At 69.2% G+C, this 15,949-nt stretch carries 14 protein-coding genes; 3 read left to right on the top strand and 11 right to left on the bottom strand.

Going from position 1 to position 15,949, the window contains the following annotated elements; translation table 11 throughout:
• Positions 1 to 8: 8 nt before the first annotated feature.
• Entirely contained in the window at positions 9 to 1,373 is a 1,365-nt protein-coding gene (locus EU555_RS28800; RefSeq protein WP_205821018.1) for a lactonase family protein, read from the bottom strand.
• A 91-nt stretch (positions 1,374 to 1,464) separates the two neighbouring features.
• Here EU555_RS28800 and EU555_RS28795 point away from each other — a divergent pair, with 91 nt between their 5' ends.
• Entirely contained in the window at positions 1,465 to 2,133 is a 669-nt protein-coding gene (locus tag EU555_RS28795) for a TetR/AcrR family transcriptional regulator (RefSeq protein WP_135418818.1), read from the top strand.
• Positions 2,134 to 2,140: 7 nt separating this feature from the next.
• Here EU555_RS28795 and EU555_RS28790 read toward each other — a convergent pair whose 3' ends face one another.
• The 10 genes from EU555_RS28790 to EU555_RS28745 form a co-directional block, all read right to left on the bottom strand.
• A complete protein-coding gene (locus EU555_RS28790) occupies positions 2,141 to 2,911 on the bottom strand; it encodes an FCD domain-containing protein (protein ID WP_135418817.1) in 771 nt (256 codons plus the stop codon).
• A gap of 85 nt (positions 2,912 to 2,996) precedes the next feature.
• The gene (locus tag EU555_RS28785; RefSeq protein WP_167858692.1) at positions 2,997 to 4,397 is read right to left on the bottom strand and encodes an MFS transporter; all 1,401 of its coding nucleotides are present in this window, start codon (positions 4,395 to 4,397) and stop codon (positions 2,997 to 2,999) included.
• 53 nt (positions 4,398 to 4,450) lie between these two features.
• Positions 4,451 to 5,251 carry a TIM barrel protein gene (locus EU555_RS28780; RefSeq protein ID WP_135418815.1) on the bottom strand — a complete coding sequence of 267 codons (801 nt, stop codon included), beginning with the start codon at positions 5,249 to 5,251 and terminating at the stop codon, positions 4,451 to 4,453.
• A gap of 99 nt (positions 5,252 to 5,350) precedes the next feature.
• Positions 5,351 to 7,474: a molybdopterin cofactor-binding domain-containing protein gene (locus EU555_RS28775; protein ID WP_135418814.1), complete on the bottom strand. Its 2,124-nt coding sequence runs from the start codon at positions 7,472 to 7,474 to the stop codon at positions 5,351 to 5,353.
• On the bottom strand, positions 7,471 to 7,935 hold the full coding sequence (locus EU555_RS28770; RefSeq protein ID WP_135418813.1) for a (2Fe-2S)-binding protein: 465 nt from the start codon (positions 7,933 to 7,935) through the stop codon (positions 7,471 to 7,473). The genes EU555_RS28775 and EU555_RS28770 overlap by 4 nt, the downstream gene beginning before the upstream one ends.
• Before the next feature lie 12 nt (positions 7,936 to 7,947).
• Positions 7,948 to 8,799: an alpha/beta fold hydrolase gene (locus tag EU555_RS28765; RefSeq protein ID WP_205821017.1), complete on the bottom strand. Its 852-nt coding sequence runs from the start codon at positions 8,797 to 8,799 to the stop codon at positions 7,948 to 7,950.
• Between the two features lie 335 nt (positions 8,800 to 9,134).
• Complete coding sequence (locus EU555_RS28760) at positions 9,135 to 9,665, bottom strand: VOC family protein (protein WP_167858691.1); 531 nt, start codon at positions 9,663 to 9,665, stop codon at positions 9,135 to 9,137.
• 107 nt (positions 9,666 to 9,772) lie between these two features.
• Positions 9,773 to 10,621: an alpha/beta fold hydrolase gene (locus tag EU555_RS28755; protein WP_135418811.1), complete on the bottom strand. Its 849-nt coding sequence runs from the start codon at positions 10,619 to 10,621 to the stop codon at positions 9,773 to 9,775.
• 131 nt (positions 10,622 to 10,752) lie between these two features.
• Positions 10,753 to 11,259 (bottom strand): SDR family NAD(P)-dependent oxidoreductase, encoded by a 507-nt coding sequence (locus tag EU555_RS28750; protein ID WP_245524547.1) that lies wholly within the window; start codon positions 11,257 to 11,259, stop codon positions 10,753 to 10,755.
• Positions 11,256 to 12,155, bottom strand: a complete 900-nt coding sequence (locus tag EU555_RS28745) for an NAD(P)-dependent oxidoreductase (protein ID WP_135418810.1) — start codon at positions 12,153 to 12,155, stop codon at positions 11,256 to 11,258. Before EU555_RS28745 ends, EU555_RS28750 begins: the two co-directional genes overlap by 4 nt.
• Positions 12,156 to 12,644: 489 nt before the next feature.
• Here EU555_RS28745 and EU555_RS28740 point away from each other — a divergent pair, with 489 nt between their 5' ends.
• Both EU555_RS28740 and EU555_RS28725 read left to right on the top strand, forming a co-directional pair.
• Positions 12,645 to 13,505 (top strand): LysR family transcriptional regulator, encoded by an 861-nt coding sequence (locus tag EU555_RS28740; protein WP_135418809.1) that lies wholly within the window; start codon positions 12,645 to 12,647, stop codon positions 13,503 to 13,505.
• A 906-nt stretch (positions 13,506 to 14,411) separates the two neighbouring features.
• A complete protein-coding gene (locus EU555_RS28725; protein WP_135418808.1) occupies positions 14,412 to 15,947 on the top strand; it encodes a site-specific integrase in 1,536 nt (511 codons plus the stop codon).
• Positions 15,948 to 15,949 lie beyond the last annotated feature (2 nt).

Here is a 15,949-nt window from a genome sequence, read left to right as displayed (position 1 = left end):
CTCGCCGCCTATTTCACCAGCACCATCGAATGGACACCCCGCGTCACCGGCACGGCGTGCTCGGTCCTCACGAGTTCGAGGCGGGCCGGGTCGAGGGGGTCGCGGGCGACACGCCAGAAGTCGATCGCCCCGCCGCGACGGCGGTCATCGTAGTGATCGTAGGTCGTGACAGCGAGATAGCGGCCCGAGGCATCGAAGGCTGCCGCCTCCGGCAGGATTCCGTCGCTCGGGAAATCACCGACCCGCGACAGGGCTCCGGTCCGAGGGTCGAGGCGCAGGAGCGTCAGCGACGAGAAGAAGGTCTGCCTGGGGTCATCGTACGGCAGGTAGCTGCGCTCCAGATTCGTGGTGACCACGAGGGTTCCGTCGGGGCTCACCGCCAGGCCTTCGGGGCTGACGCCGGTTTGCGCCCGCGAGACGAGGGCATGGCGCGGGCTGCCGTCCCGGTCCCGTCCCGCGTCGAGGCGCACGCTCGCCACGCTCCCGCGTGGAGCCTCGTTCCAGGTGCCCTGGACGTCCGGACCCCAGTACAGGCCATTGACGACGGCGTGGCGCCCATCCGGTGTGAATCGGAGGAGATAGGGTGATTTTTCGATCCGGACCGTGTTCCCGTGGGCGACAAGGCGCACGCCCTCGCCCATCCCCTCGACGCGCACGAAGGAGATCTCGGCCTTCGTCTCGTTGAGCAGCCCGAGCAGGGACTGGTGCGGGTGGAATTCCGCGTGAATGAGCCGGTCGCCGGGAAGCCACCCGGGTATCGCCGGAGCAACCGCGGTACCGAGACGGCCGCTCGAGAACGGATAGAGGGCGATCGGGGCGGCTCGCCCCGCGCCCAGCGGGTGATGCGTCACGGCAACGAGGGATCCGTCCGCGCTGAACGAGACCGAATCCGGCCGTTCGAGACCCTCGACGACCTGGACGACGGTCGGCCGCGTCGGGTCGCCGAGATCGATGACCGTGAGGGCGCGGCCGGGACGCAGATCGCTGAAGCGCTCGCCGGCTCGTTCGGCGGCGGATCGCGGTGCGAACGTCTCGACCACCACGGCGTAGCGACCGTCAGGGCTCACCGCAACGGCGGCGGGCGGGCCCGCCACCGAGTTCGACACCGGCGCCTCGAAGGCCTTGAGGTCGCGGGGGTGAGCGCCCAGCGGGACGACCGCCAGCGCGTCGCTGCCCTCACGCGGGCCGAGTTCGCCGTTCACGTAGGCCGAGGCCAGCATGTCGGCATCCGACACCGAGACTAGCATCCGGCCCTTGAAATCGAGCGGCGCGGCGAGGTCACGCCCCGTGACCTCGCCAGGCCGCAGCAGCGCGGCGGTGCCGGCGCAGGCGATGAGACACAGGATGGCGGCGCGGCGGCGAGAGTGTCTCACCTTGCTTCCCCTATGATAAGTCCGGCAACTCGGTATATGGAGAAGCCTGCATGGTAAGTCAATCCACTTGGCTTAGGATGACGGAAGCGTGATGACGTCCGCACCAGCCGAGAAGGGCGGTGGCCTCGCTGCCTACCGGGCCCGTGTGGTGCGCGCGAAGCGCGCCGCGATCCTCGACGCGGCCATCGCCACGTTCCTGGAGAACGGCTACGATCGCACGTCGCTGGAGACCATCGCGCGGACCGGGAAAGTCTCGACCGGCACCCTGTTCAAACATTTCCCGACCAAGGCGGCCCTGTTCGGCGCGATCATGGCGCGGGTCTGGGACGCCGAGCCCGGCGCCGCGCCGCCGGCTCCCGCTCCGGGCGCGCCCCGCGCCGGTCTCACCGCCATCGGCCTCGACTACGCACGTCTCCTGCGGGCGCCGCAGGTGGAGGCCCTCTTCCGGGTGGTGATCGCCGAGGCGCCGCGCTTTCCGGAACTGGGGCGCGAGCTCTACGAACGGGGCAAGGCACCCTATCTCGCGCGCGTGAGCGCCTATCTCGCGGCCGAGGCCGCGGCCGGCACGCTCACGATGACGCCGAAGGAACAGGCCGAGGCGACGCGCCAGTTCCTCGGCATGATCAACGATCAGATCTTCTGGCCGCGCTTCCTGGTGACGGATCTCGCCATCCCGGAGACCGAGGTCGTACAGGTGGTGCAGGCGGCGGTCGCCACCATCCTGGCCCGGTACGGAACCCCGCCCGGCAACGCTCCATGAGGCCGGGTCACCGTGAGGCCCGGGCCTTCTCGCGCTCCGGCAGCGATTGGCGCATGGCCGCGCGCACGATCTCGACGCCGTCCATGATGTGCGCAAGGAGGTGGCGGCAGGCGGTTTCGGCGTCGCGCGCCAGCGCCGCCTCCATGATCGCCGCGTGCTCCTCCTGCGCCTTCGGCAGCAGGACCGGATAGTGGACGAAGCGCCGGCGATAGCGCTCCGACTGGCTGTAGGCGATGTTCGAGAAGTGGAGCAGCCAGGGCGAGCCGCAGCCTTCTTCGAGGGCCGCGTGGAAGTCGCGGTTGCGCTGCTCCCACTGGTCGCGATGGGTGTCCGGATCCTCGATCATCGGCTGTACCAGCACCTGGAGCCTGTGGAAGGCCGCAACGATGCGCGCCTCCCACTCGTCGTCGCCGCGCGCGACGGCGCGGCGCAAGGCCATGTCCGACAGGGTGCAGCGCACGTCGGCGATGTCGTCGAGTTCGGCCTCCGAGGTCGGCGGGACGCGGAAGCCCCGCTGCCCTTCGGAGAGAACCAGCCCCTCCGCCGAGAGCCGCAGCAGCGCCTCCCGGATGGGTGAGGTGCCGACGGCATAGCGCGTCTTCAGGTCCTCGGGCTTCAGCTTCTCCCCGGGCTGGAACCGGCCGGCAACGATATCCTCGTGGAGACCGCGGATCGCGTCGTCCGAGAGGGTTCGGGCGGCGTCCGGCTTCAGCCGGCCCGCCGCGTTCGGGCCCCAGGCCTTCGGACCCAACGTCTCAGTCTGCCTGCGCTCGGCCATCGTGATTCGCCATTTTGTAAATCCGGCGTCAATTTATGGAATAGGGCCGGGCTTGGAAACCGGCCCCGGTCGTCGTGCAGGCTTCTCATCCGATCCGATCCTCCGCGAGAGCAAGCCCGGGCTTGAGGGCGGCATCCGTGGTCGTCGACGCCGCCACCTCCAGGGACAGGCCCGTGGGCTCGACGCACCAGCGCCAGACCAGAACCGGAACGACGAACAGGATTGCGGCGACCACCCCGATGACCGCGGCGACCCCGCCCCACTGGAACAGGGGCACGACGGCGTAGGGGCACAGCATGGCGGCGACACGCGCCGACATGCTGACGAACCCGACGCCGCGCAGGCGACAGGCGGTGGGGAACACTTCGGCCGAGTAGCCGGTCACCCCGACCGCGACGAGGAAATAGAGCAGGCCGTTGAGCAGGAAGCCGTAGGTCACGGCGGCCTCCACCGAGCGGGCCGTGGGGTAGAGCGCGCCCGCGAGCGCGGCGAGGATCAACCCGGTGATGATGAGCGGCTTGCGGCCGAAGCGATCCGAGATGAAGAACGCGACCGCGGCCCCGACCGGCGCACCGGCCGTCATCAGCGTCGACAGGCCGAGGGAGAACGTGATGCTGGACCCCTGCTTGACCAGGAAGGTCGGGATCCAGTTGGTGAAGCTGTAGAGCGCGATGTTGACCGCAACCGAGATCGAGGCCGTGGCGAGGGTGCGCGCGGCCATGCCGTGACGGAAGAGATCCGCGAAGGACGCCCGCGCGCCCTGCGCGGCGTGAAGCTCGAAAGCCGGAACGCACGGCTGGTAGTGCGGTCCCTCCAGGTCACGGGTCACGGCTTCCGCCTCCGCCCTGCGCCCGTTCTCGGCGAGCCAGCGGGGTGATTCCGGCATCACGCTGCGCACGCGCCAGAGCAGCAGGGCCGCGACGCCGATCGCCGCGAAGCACGGCCGCCAGCCGAAGGACGGAATGACGAGGTACGACATCAGGCTGGCGACGAACAGGGTCGAGCCGCCGAAGATGACGAGGAGTGCGAGGAAGCGCCCGCGCAGCCGGGCCGGGATGAACTCGGTCAGCGTCGAATAGGTCACGACGAGTTCGCCACCGAGGCCGACGCCCATGATGAAGCGGAACGCGATGATCCATCCCATCGACGGGGCGGCTGCGGCGGCAAAGGACGCCACCCCGAAGATCAGGAGGGTGAACTGAAAGGCGAACCGGCGGCCGTACCGGTCGGACAGGATCCCGCAGCCGAGCGCCCCGATCGCCATGCCGAGGAACGTGAAGGAGTGGAAGGCGGCATTGAGTTCCAGGGTCGACCAACCGTCGCGCAGGAGCGCGGCGGCCACGCCCCCGCCGAGGAAGATCTCCGTGGAGTCGATGAACAGGCCCGCGGTCAGGAGCCAGAAGATCCGCCAGTGCTTCGGCGTCACCGGCAGACGATCGAGTCGCTCCCCGACGGACAGGCACGGCAGGACTGTGGGATGAGCCATGAGGACCCCCTCTGGTGGCGAGATGGATGGAGGGACGGCGACGGGTGCGCGTGTCAGGCGGCAGGCCTTGCCCCGATGCGGTAGCCGTAGCGCTCCGCCCATCGCAGGCTCGACCACGTGTCGCGCGAGGGATCGTATTCGAGGCCGATCCAGCCGGAGTAGCCGTCGCGGTCGAAGTGATCCATGAGGAAGAACAGGTCGATCTCACCGACGCCGGGCTCGTGACGCGGCGGCGCGTTGCCGATCTGGATATGCGCGATCCTGTCCTTGTGGCGCTCGTAGATGGCGCTGAGCGGACCCTTCTCCTCGTGCCGGAGATGGAAGGTATCGTAGATGATCCCCAGGTTCGGACGGTCGAGATCGGCCGCGACGGCGGCAGCGTCCGCGATGGTCTGAAGGACCATGTTGGGGAAGCGCGCATTCGAGACGCCCTCGATGGCGATGACGAGATCCGAGCCGCGCGCCTGCTCGCACAGATAGTCGAGGTTGGCGCGCAAGACGTCGATGCAATGCTCGCGGGCGATTCCCGGCGGGATCTGGCCCGGGCCCGGATGCAGCGTCCGGAGGCCTGTCGCGAACGCGTAGCGGAGAGCGAGATCGGCTGCGCGGCGGAACTCGTCCTCCCGGCCCGGCTGAGCGGCGAGCCCCTTGCTCACCGACCAGTCGACCGGGGTGACGGCGTTCACGAAGGTGAGGCCGTTGTCGTCCAGGAGCAGCTTCAAGTCATCGATCGGGATCTCATACGGGAAATGCCACTCGATCGCATCGAAGCCAGCACGCCGCGCCGCCCCAAACCGTTCGCGGGCCGGCAACTCCAGAAACTGGTGGTATAAGTTCGGGGCAAGCTTGGGCATTATTTCTCTCCCTGTCCGAGAAGAAATATCTTCGCGCAGCTCTCGCGGTTTCGTATTTTATTTTGTTTTACTTTATCTTGGCCTTGGTCGTCTTGCGGATCACGCTTGCTCCGCGAGGGCCGCGATCAGGCGATCGCGGGTGAGCGGCAGATGGCCGAGCCGCAGGCCCAGGGCACGGGACGCCGCATTCGCGATGGCCGCCGCGGTCGGACCGGTCGCGACCTCCCCGACTCCGAGCGGGTCACCGCCGCTCTCGAGAAGCTCCACGGTGATCTCCGGGACCTCGGCGAAGCCCAGGATCGGATAATCTTCCCAGGTCTCGGTGGCGGCGCGCCCCCCTTTGAGGGCGACCGCCTCGCGCAGGGTGAAGCTGGCGGACTGAACGATGCCGCCCTCCACCTGGTTGAGGCAGCCGTCCCGGTCGAGGACGCGCCCGCACTCCACGGCGGCCGAGACGCGCAGAAGCCGGATCTCCTCATCGACCTCGACTTCGGCGATGCAGGCCATCAGGGCCGCCTTGTTCTTGTATCGCGCATAGGCGAAGCCCCTCGCCCGCCCGGATCCGACCTCCGCTGCCCGGGCCTGCGGATCGCCCCAGGCCGCGGCCGCGCGTTCCACGACGGTGCGGGCCCGGGGCTCGGCGAGGTGCGCGAGCCGGAACGCGACCGGGTCCATCCCGGCCATCGCGGCAAGCTCGTCCAGCGCGCCCTCGATGGCGACGACGTTCAGATGCGCCCCGAGCGCGCGCAGGGACGACGTGCGGAACGCCGTCTCACCGATGAAGGCGTGGGTGACCTGCTGCGGGAAGCTGTAGGCCGCCACCGCGTTGCGCTCTCCGCCGCCGCCGAGCTGCGGCGGGACCGGCCTTGGCGGGGCGATCGGCACACCATCGGCGATCTCGTCGCCGGCGAGCAGATTGACCTCCCCGAGGAAGCCGGGGCGGCGCCCATGCGGCGCCGAACGGACCGTGAGCCGCCATCCGGCGACGCCCCCCCCGGCATCGAGGCCGGCCTCGACATCGACATGCATGGCGGGTCCGAGGGGTGCGCAGCGAAACTCGTCCTCCCGCGACCACACCACGCGCACGGTGTGACCGGTTCCGAGGCGCCGTGCGATCAGCGCCGCGTCGCAGGCCGCGTCGTCGGCACCGTTATGGCCGTAACAGCCCGCGCCGGGCACGTGGACGACGCGGACCGCCTCGTCCTCGAGACCGAGAAGGCGCGCGAGTGCGCCGCGGAGCTGGAAGACGCCTTGGCTGTGGGTCCAGACCGTCAGGCGGCCGGCCGTCTCGGCGGCAAGCGCACACGAGGGGCCGATCGGTGCATGCGAGAGAGGCTGACGCGAGAACGTTCCCCGCCATCGTCTCGCGACGACCGGAGGCTCGGGACCGGCATCCGCATGGACCTCCCGCACGAGGGGGTTCGGCGCTGCGAGAAGTTCGGCGACGGCGTCCTCGGCTTCGGGTTGCGGCATCGGGTCCTGCCAGCGGACATGCGCCGCGGCCAGTCGGGCCCCCCGCACCGCATCCCACTCCCGGTCCGCGACGAGCGCCAGGAATGCGCCGTCCCGCACCACGGATCGGATCCCCGGAAGTGCAGCCAGCGCCGCCTCGTCGATGTCGAGGAGCACCGAGCCGTGGCGCGGAGGGCGGATCACCCGGGCATGGACCAGATCGGGCGGCGCGATATCCTGGATGAAGTATCCGGCACCGAGCTTCGCCGGGATCGTCGAGCGATCCCCCCGGCCAGCCTCCGGAAAGCCGGTCCAGGGCTGCGGATCGGCGGCGATCCGCAAGTCCTGCGGCAGAGCCCCGCCGAGCGTCCAGTAGCTCTCCCCGGTCGGTCGGCCCGCCACGAGGACATGCCCGTCGAGGATCTCCACCGCCGCAGGGCCGGTGGATCGCACCGCTTCCAGGGCGGCCCGGCGCAGGGTCAGGCAGGCGAGACGCAGCGCGGTCGCCGACACTTCCACCGACTGGCTGCCGGCGGTGTACCACTCGTCGGGGGTGTGGTCGGTGTCGCCGGCGACGAGGTCGATGCGCCCGGCCGCCACCCCGAGCGTCGCGGCCGCCACGGTGACGAGCGCCTGCGCGATGCCCTGGCCGAGCTCGACCTTGCCTGAGAAGATCGCGACGCGGTCGGGCGCGCGTATAGCGACCCATTGCGCCACGAAGGGATGGGTGATGAGGCTCGCCGGCAAGAGCGGCGCGGATGGCTCGCTCATGAGTGCTCCAGGCGTGCGATGGCCCGCAGGACCCGCGGATGGGCGCCGCACCGACAGAGGTTGCGGGCGAGCGCGGCGCGGATGGCCGCCCCGGTCGGTGCCGGCTCTGCCGCGAACAGGGCGGCGAGGCTCATGGCGATCCCCGGCAGGCAGTAGCCGCACTGACCTGCCCGCTCGGCGGCGAGGGCGGCCCGCACCCGCCCGAGGACCGGCGAGACGGCGTCGCCGGCATCGGGCGTCACCACGTCGCGCCCCTCGATCGACCATAAGGGCAGGTCGCAGGCGCGCGCCGCTCGCCCGTCGACGATCACGGTGCAGGATCCGCACAAGCCCTGCCCACACCCGTACCGGGTCGCGCGAAGGCCGAGCCGGTCGCGCAGGACGTAGAGGAGCGGCTCGTCAGGATCCTCGACCGTCAGGCTGCGCGGCTCACCGTTCAGGAAGAAGCGGGCCGTCTCCACGGTGGCCTCCGTTCAGGCTGCGGCGACGATGCCGGTGGTGCACACACGGTCGAACCAGCGCGCCATCACGGCCATGAACCGGTCGGGTTCCTCCATGAGGAAGAAGTGGCTCGACTGCTCGAACTCGACCCATTCGGCGGTGGGCAGCCGCTCCACCATCCAGCGGGTCGCGGTCGGGCCGCACAGAGGATCGCGCCCCCCCGACAGGATCAGCACCGGGCAGCGGATCTCGTGCAGGCGGTCCAGGGTGTCGTGGGCGAGCACCGCGTAGTTCTGCTGGACGTAGCAGGCCTGCAGCCGGCTGGAAGACGCGATGAGCCGCTCGATCGCGGCGGCGCGCTCCGGCTCGGCGTTGTAGAAGGCCGGCGAAACGAAGTTCTGCACCGAGTGGCGGGCGTGGTCAGCCCAGGAACCGCGCCACGCGAGCACGTCGCGCATGTTCTCCAGGCAGCGCCGGCCGAATGGATCGAAGCGGGCGCACGAGGCGAGCATCGCCAGCGACAGAATACGCTCGGGCGCCGCGAGCGCCATGTGCTGCCCGATGCTGCCGCCCATCGAACGGCCGACGACGTGGACCCGCTCGAGCCCGAGATCGTCCATCAGCGCAAGGAAGTCGCCGGCCATCTCGGCGGTCGAGGTCGGGGCATCGGTCTGCGTCGAGCGGCCGGCGCCGCGGCTGTCCGGCGCGATGACACGCAGGCGCCGACTCCAGGCCTCGATCTGCGGATCCCAAGCCGAATGGTCGCCCGCGAGCCCATGGATCAGCAGAACGGGGTCACCATGCCCCTCATCGCGAAAGGCGATGTCGCATCCCCTGACGCGGGTTGTCCTCAGCGAGCGGTTCGGTGCGGTGTCGACCATCATCGGCAAGCCCTCCGGTACCGGTGGCGTACCGCGGACGCATGCGTCTGACAAGCAAAATTTACAAAATGGCGATATTTTGCAAATTCGCCTCGCCTCAACCGGCCTCGTCCGGAGGCCGGCGCACGTCACGCGTGCCCGGCCGAGGTGGTCCGCACCGATCGAACTGGTCTGCCCCGGGGCGCGACCGAAATCCGTCGGCGCCGGCCTCTTCGCCTCGGAGCAGGCAGCCGGACCGGACGCGGGCGTGGGATGGCCCCGGCGCGCCCTTCGGATGATCCGGCAACGTCACCATCGCGGCGGCTGAGCGCTCATGCCCATCCCGTTTCGCGCCCTGCTCAGTCCTCGTCCTGCCATCGCCGCAGATCCGTCTGGTCATGATAGGCCATGCGGTCGGGTGTGGTGATGAACTCCATGGTCGTGCCCCAGGGCATCCGGCAGTAGCAGACCTTGTTCCCCGGTCCTTTTTCAGTCCCGTAGGGAATGGCGCGCGGCGCGGTCAGGGGCGTGCCGCCGGCCCGCTCGAAGCGCGCGACCGACGCATCGATGTCATCGGTGTAAAGCGCGAAATGCGTGATGCCGATGTCGCTGGCCCGGATCGGCTGGGCCTGCTCGGGGCCGTGCATCTCGAACAGCTCGATGTCGGGTCCGGTTCCGATCTTGACCATCGCCTGGGCACGGACGACCGTTCCGGGACATGCCCCGACCGCCCGCTCGAAGTCGGGCCCCTGTCGCGGCGGATCCTGGGGCCCGAAGGACTGGTAGATCACCTGCCCGCCGAAGGCTTCGACCAGGAACGACTTTGCCGCTTCGATGTCGGGCACCGTGATCCCGATGTGATTGACGCCGCGAATGACGGGTACGGACATGACAATCTCCTTGTCTCGACTAGATCGGTCGATCGCGGCCCCTTGAACGGGCGTTGCCCGCAAGGTCGCGACCGGCGTGGCCGGCGCTGTCTCGCGGGCTCCGGTTTTCAGTGAGTCTTCAGGAAATCGATCAGAGCGGCCGCGACCTCGTGCGGCCGCTCATCGGCGACATAATGGCTGCACTGCGCGATCGCGCCGCCTGTCACATTGCTGGCGAACTCTTGCAGCATCGGCACCATCTGGGCCCCGAACCGCTGGTCTCCCCCTAAGCCAAGCACCGGCATCGCGAGCGGTCGCTTCTTGTACGCGAGGGCAGCCGCATGATCGGCGGCCAGGGTACGGTACCATTCCAGGCCGCCGCGCGTGCGGCCAGGAAGCGCCATCGCCTTGGCGTAGATCTCGATGTCGGCCGGATCGAAGGTGCTGTGATCGTGGAACCGCTCGGCCATGAACGCCGAAACATAGTCGTATTCGCGGCCGTGGATCAGGCGCTCGGGCAGGTCCCGGTTCATGTGGAAACCAAAATGCCAGAGCCTCGCGATCGTCGCCTCCCATCCGGTCCAGCCGGGAAGCGGCACGTCGAGCACCGCCAGATGCGTGACCGCCTCCCGATGGATCGCCGCCTGCGCCAGCGCCACCATGCCGCCGATGTCGTGCCCGCACACCGCGTAGCGTTCATGCCCGAGGGCGACCATGACCGCGTGCGCATCGCGCGCCATCGTTGCCTTGTCGTAGCCGTCGAGCGGACAGTCGGAGAAGCCTGCGCCGCGCAGGTCGATGGCCACCACGCTGAAATGCGCGGCCAGCAGCGGCATCACATGGTGCCATTCCCACCAGGTTTCAGGCCAGCCGTGAAGCAGAAGAACCGGCGTGCCGGCGCCTCCGGTGACGGCGTTGAGCGTGATGCCGTTCGCGGGCACGCGTTGCTGGGCAAATCCCTTCACAGTTGCGATCATGATCGCACTCCAGTCAGATGGTGACGGTGGAACAGCGCTGGCGGCCGGCGCTCAGGGCTGATCGAAATCCGTGGCGATCGAGACACCGCGCCAGGCGTCGATATCGCTGCGAAACGGCCCGGGTTCGACGATCAGCCCGCGGAACTGAAGGGGGCCGGCTCGCCCGCGAGCGCCTCGGAAACGCCTTCCACAGCCATCGTGGCGGCATCGTCGCAGCCCCCTCCGCCACCGCCCGCGCCCGGCGACCTAGTGACGATCGTTCCGCCCTCGCGCCTCAGGACCGGCAGAGCGGCTCTGGTCGACTCGGTGAGGCCGAAGACATTCACCTTGAACATCGGCCGATATTCTTCCAGCGTGTCTTCCTCGAGTGCGCCGGACGATCCGTAGCCGGCATTGTTCACGAGCACGTCAACCTCGCCGAATGTCTCGACGGCCTTGCTCGCCGCCGACCCCGCCGCCGCCGCATCCGGCACGTCGAGCGGCAGCGTGATCATGCGGCTGGCGAAGGGTGCCGCCATCGCTTCGATCAATTCGACGGTGCGCGCGGTCGCGATGACCTGATCGCCGCGTCGTGCCGCGGCCAGGGCCAGGCGCTGGCCGAAGCCGCTCGAGCAGCCAGTGACGAGCCAAGTCTTCAAGGTTTTCCCTCCGCGCCGTTCTTCGACGACGCCACGCCGTCACCGCCGCGAACCGTCATATCGGCGATGATCGACCAGTCCTTCTCCCCAAGGCCACCGGAGACAGCTTTGCTGAGTCCCTCGCGGACAGCGTCAAGCATCGGGAGCGTACGCCCGATCTCGTTGCTGGCCTCAGTCGCCAGGCGCATGTCCTTGAGGGCGAGCCTGGCTTTGAAGCCCGGCTCGAATGATCGTTCCGTGATCTGGGCGCTGTAGCTCTCATAGGCGCGACCCGAGAACAGGGTGCCCAGGATGAGTGCAAAGAAATCCGCACGATCGAGGCCGACGCTCTCGGTCAGCACGACACCCTCCGCCATCGCCTCGATCGCCATGGCGATCATCATGTTGCAGGCGAGCTTTGCCGCATTCGCCCGAGCGGGGTTCTCCCCCACTTTCCAGACCTTTCTGCTGAGGGGGGCGAGCAGCGGCTCGATCGCCGCAACGGCATCGGCCTTCCCGGCCGCCAGGATGTTGAGCCGGCCACTCGCCGCGACGTTCGGTCGACCCAGGACCGGCGCGGACACGTAGCCAAGGCCCGCCGCGTCGTGCAGGCGCGCCAGTTCCCGCGCGAATGCGACCGAGATCGTCGACGTGACGACATGGGTCAGCCCCGGTTGCGCGCGCGCCAGCAGGCCGGCATCGAGGATCACCTCCCGAATGGCCGGGTCGTCGGACAGCATCGTGAAGACCGCGTCAGCCTCGAATGCGTCCGCCGCGCGTTCGACCAGCGTGACCCCGGGGACGCTGCCCTGGTCGACCTTGCTCCGGTTCCAGGCCCGGACGTCATGACCGGCCTTCACCAGGTTCAGGGCCATGGCTGAGCCCATGCTGCCGAGACCGATAAATCCGATCCGCATGGTCCATCTCCTGTCGTTCGGATGAGAGCTGGGGGGCAGGACCGGACGCGGGCTGCCGGGCGATCCTCAGGCTGAGACCCAGTCCGATGCGTTGCCGATCACTGCGACGCCGAGTGCGGCGCTCACCCGCGGGGAGGCCTCCGGCCTTCCCGCACGAGCGGGACGTGCACGTCGCCCCGATGACCGCGGTCGAACGCCGCCTGCTCATCGCCCGCCCAGGTCACCAGCATCGCGATCATGATCGAATTCCTCATTTGCGAGCGTCGGAGCGGGCCGCCGCGTTCTGCGACCACGCCGAGCCATCTCTCTGCTCCGCCCGGGCGGGCTTCCCCCGGCCACAGCCAGGGTCATCCAAGCGACCGCCCTCACGGGCTGGGGAATCCATGGCCGGACGCTTCTCCATGCGCTGGCGGGACTTTAGCTGCTTAGATTTATTCGTTAAGTGACATATCTGTACTCTCGGCGTTCAGTTTTGTGCGGGTGGTCGCGATGGAGTGGAGTGACGTCAAAATCTTTCTTGCCGTTGCGCGATCCGGCACGCTCGGCGCCGCCGCGCGCGCTCTTCACACAAGCCATCCGACCGTCGGCAGGCGCCTTCGCGCCCTCGAGCAGGCGATCGGCCACACGCTCTTCCAGCGCACGGCGGACGGTCTTGTTCTGACCGACGAGGGCCACGGGATCATCGCGCTGGCCGAGCAAATGGAAGAAGGCGCGCTGGCCATGGAGCGCCGGCTTGCGGGGCAGGAACGGAATCTCAAAGGCAGTCTGCGTGTTTCGTCAGCGGACTGGTTCGGGGCCTATGTCCTCCCGCCTGTCCTGGCGGATTTCTCGAAGGCCCACCCCAATGTCGACGTCGAGATCCTGACCGGCACGCGCCTGTTCAACCTAGCCCAGCGGGAGGCCGACGTCGCTTTCCGCATCGTTCCGTTCGACACGGCCGACGTCGTCCAGCGGCGGCTGTTCAGGCTCGAATACGGCGTCTACATCGCCGAGGAGGCGGCTGATCCCGAATACGGCGACGGGACCGGTTTCCGCCTGATCACTCACGACACATCCACGGGCCATTTCCCTGACATCGCGTGGCTCATCGAGAGCTTCCCCAACGCGAGACCGGTCCTGCGATCGAACAACCGCAACGTCCAGGGGCGCATGTGCCGGCAAGGGGTCGGCATCGCTGTCCTGCCCCGCGTGGTCGGCGATCAGATCCCGGGCCTGCGCACCCTGGAACTGCCGACGCCGCCGCCGGCGCGAGACATCTGGATGGGGTATCACCGGGACCTGCGGCGTCTTCAGCGCCTTCGTGCGTTCATCTCGACCGTATCGGACCATCTCGTGAACGCGACCGCGTGAGGTCGGCACGGGTGCACGCCACCAGGTCGGGGTCGCCCGCCAGCCGCCGGAATGGCGCAGCGATGCTGCCGCCAGGTTGCAGTACGGTGTCGGGCTGAGGACGGCGAAGCGGTTCAGCGTCCAGGGTCCGCGTCGGGTTCGAGCGTTCCGCCGGCGCCGCGCAGGGTCATGCGGCCCGCTCCGTCGCTTCCTCCCGCGCCTGCGCGACGGGCAACCGAACGGCCGGGACCAGGACGCGGAAGCCGCCGAACGCGGCGCAGGGTGCGATGTCCGTGATGCCGGGCGTCGAGGCAATCCGTGCCGGCCGCGGGCGCGGATGGCCGTGCAGCACCCCTCAAACGCGCGCGGCTCCTTTCGGGGGCGTCCTGCCTGGCGGCCTTGGGGCCAAGCTCCCGGGGACGATCCGATCGTCAGCTGGGGGTCCGGGCCGATGAGGCCGATGGCGCCGGCTCTCCCACGGCTGCGGTCTCACGGTCCGATCGGCGATCCCGGCCGCTGGACCGATGCGCGCTCCCGACCTGAACGGACCGCCGCGGGGATGCCTTCGGTGCTGCGCGTCCTGGAAAGGTCGATCGATGCCCGCGAGGATCGACACCCGATCCGGGGACCGCAAAAGGGACGTGCAGAGAGGCTGCGCATCGGACGCTGGTGGTTCGCTCGATCTCCGGCGTACCACGTTGACCAGCCAAGTGCCTGAAGCAATTGGAGCGGGCGATCGGGATCGAACCGACGACATTCAGCTTGGGAAGCTGATAAGGCCCTTCCTGGCAGGTCCGGCTGACGCCGTCGACCGTTAACCCTCCCTTTGATAACAAACGGTTTTTCGCCCGTCTACGCAGCCTGACGGCTTGCCCCGGGGCGCGGCGACGTGCGTGGTATCCCCGTGGTATCCAGGCGGAGGCGTCGATGGCGGGGGCGGAACGAGGGACATACGGGCGCGAGCGGACGAAGCTCACGCAGGTCCACGTCAAGCGGGCGAAGGGCCTGATCGCGCGAGAGGCGCTGGAGGGGCGCGGCTTCGACTTCGTGGACACCGAGTGCCAGGGGCTGGTGCTGCGCGTGACCCGGCGCTCCGGGACGTGGCTCCTCAAGCGCCGCACCGGGACCGTCACGCTCGGCGACATGGACGACCTGCCCGTCGCCTCGGCTCGCGTCGCCGCCGACGAGGTCCGGTCCGCGGAGCGCCGGGGCCTGACGAAGAGCCAGGTCGCGTTCGAGCTGAACGTCTTCAGCCAGGTGTCCGCGCGGGGCATCGGAACCGAGCAGGCCCTCGACATCGCCTTCACGAAGCCGCACCCGGACGATCCGCCGGAGATGTCCGACGAGGAGCGGCGGCGGCGCGGGCCCTGGGAATGGCGCGACCTCGTCGACCTCTTCCTGGAGATGAAGCTCCCCACCCTGAAGGGCAGGTGGAAGACCCAATACGAGCGTCACCTGCGCCGGACGCTCGGCGCCGGTTTCCCCATGAAGCGCGTCGACATGGTCGACCTGGCGGACCTGGTGAAGATGCGCGACATGGTCGCGAAGGCGCACACGATGTCCGCCGCCGCCGACAGCGTCGAGGCGACGAAGGCCGCGCTCGATTGGGCCTGGCGCCACCATGCGCCGCGCGCCGGCCTGGCCAAAGTCGAGTTCCCCTGGTGGCGGGAGCGGCTCACCGTCGAGTACGCGTCCGGGACACGCGAGCACACGCCGACCATCGAGGAGCTCGCCCGGACCCTCGTTCTGGCGGAGCGGCACAAGGCGCTCGGCGGAACCGCGAAGGAAACCGGCCCCGGCATGCTCGCGGCGCTCTGGGCCGTCGTCCTGACCGGCCAGCGCGCCGGTGCCCTGACCGGCACGCTGCGGGCGACGACGCGGGACTGGCCCGAGCGGCCGGGCTGGAAGATCTGGACCTGGACGGCCGCCGAGATGAAGGGGTCGGGGCGGAACGCGTCGCCGAAGAAGCGGGCGCGGCCGCACGCCCTGCCCATCCCGCCCGAGGCCCTGGCGGCACTCGACCGCGTCGGCGCGCCCCGGGAAGGCGTCCATCTGTTCCCGTCCCGGGTTGCGGGGAAGCGGTCGACCCCCGTCGGGCTGACGCAGTTCATGGACCGCCTGAAGGGGAAGACCAAGGCAGCCCGTAAGGGCGGCGTGACGCTCCGGCCCGAAGCGGATCTCCTGACGGCCAACGGCATCCGGCATTGGACCCCGCACGACGTCCGGCGGACGCTGCCGACCTTCCTCGACATGGAGCGGCTGGGCGGCGCGGGATCGGCCATCCTGGCACATGCCCGGAAGGCGAAGGGCGACGCCGACGAGGAGCGCGAGCTCGCGCAGGCCATCACCCTCCGGCACTACATCCACTCGCAGCGCCTCGACCTCAAGGCCGAGGGGATGCATGTCTGGGTCAACACCATCCTGGAGGCGGTCGAACAGGAGCGGGCCCGCCTCGGGGGCTGACC

This window comes from Methylobacterium nonmethylotrophicum (assembly GCF_004745635.1).
Classification (GTDB): domain Bacteria; phylum Pseudomonadota; class Alphaproteobacteria; order Rhizobiales; family Beijerinckiaceae; genus Methylobacterium; species Methylobacterium nonmethylotrophicum.
This window is presented reverse-complemented; position numbering and strand designations above follow the sequence as displayed.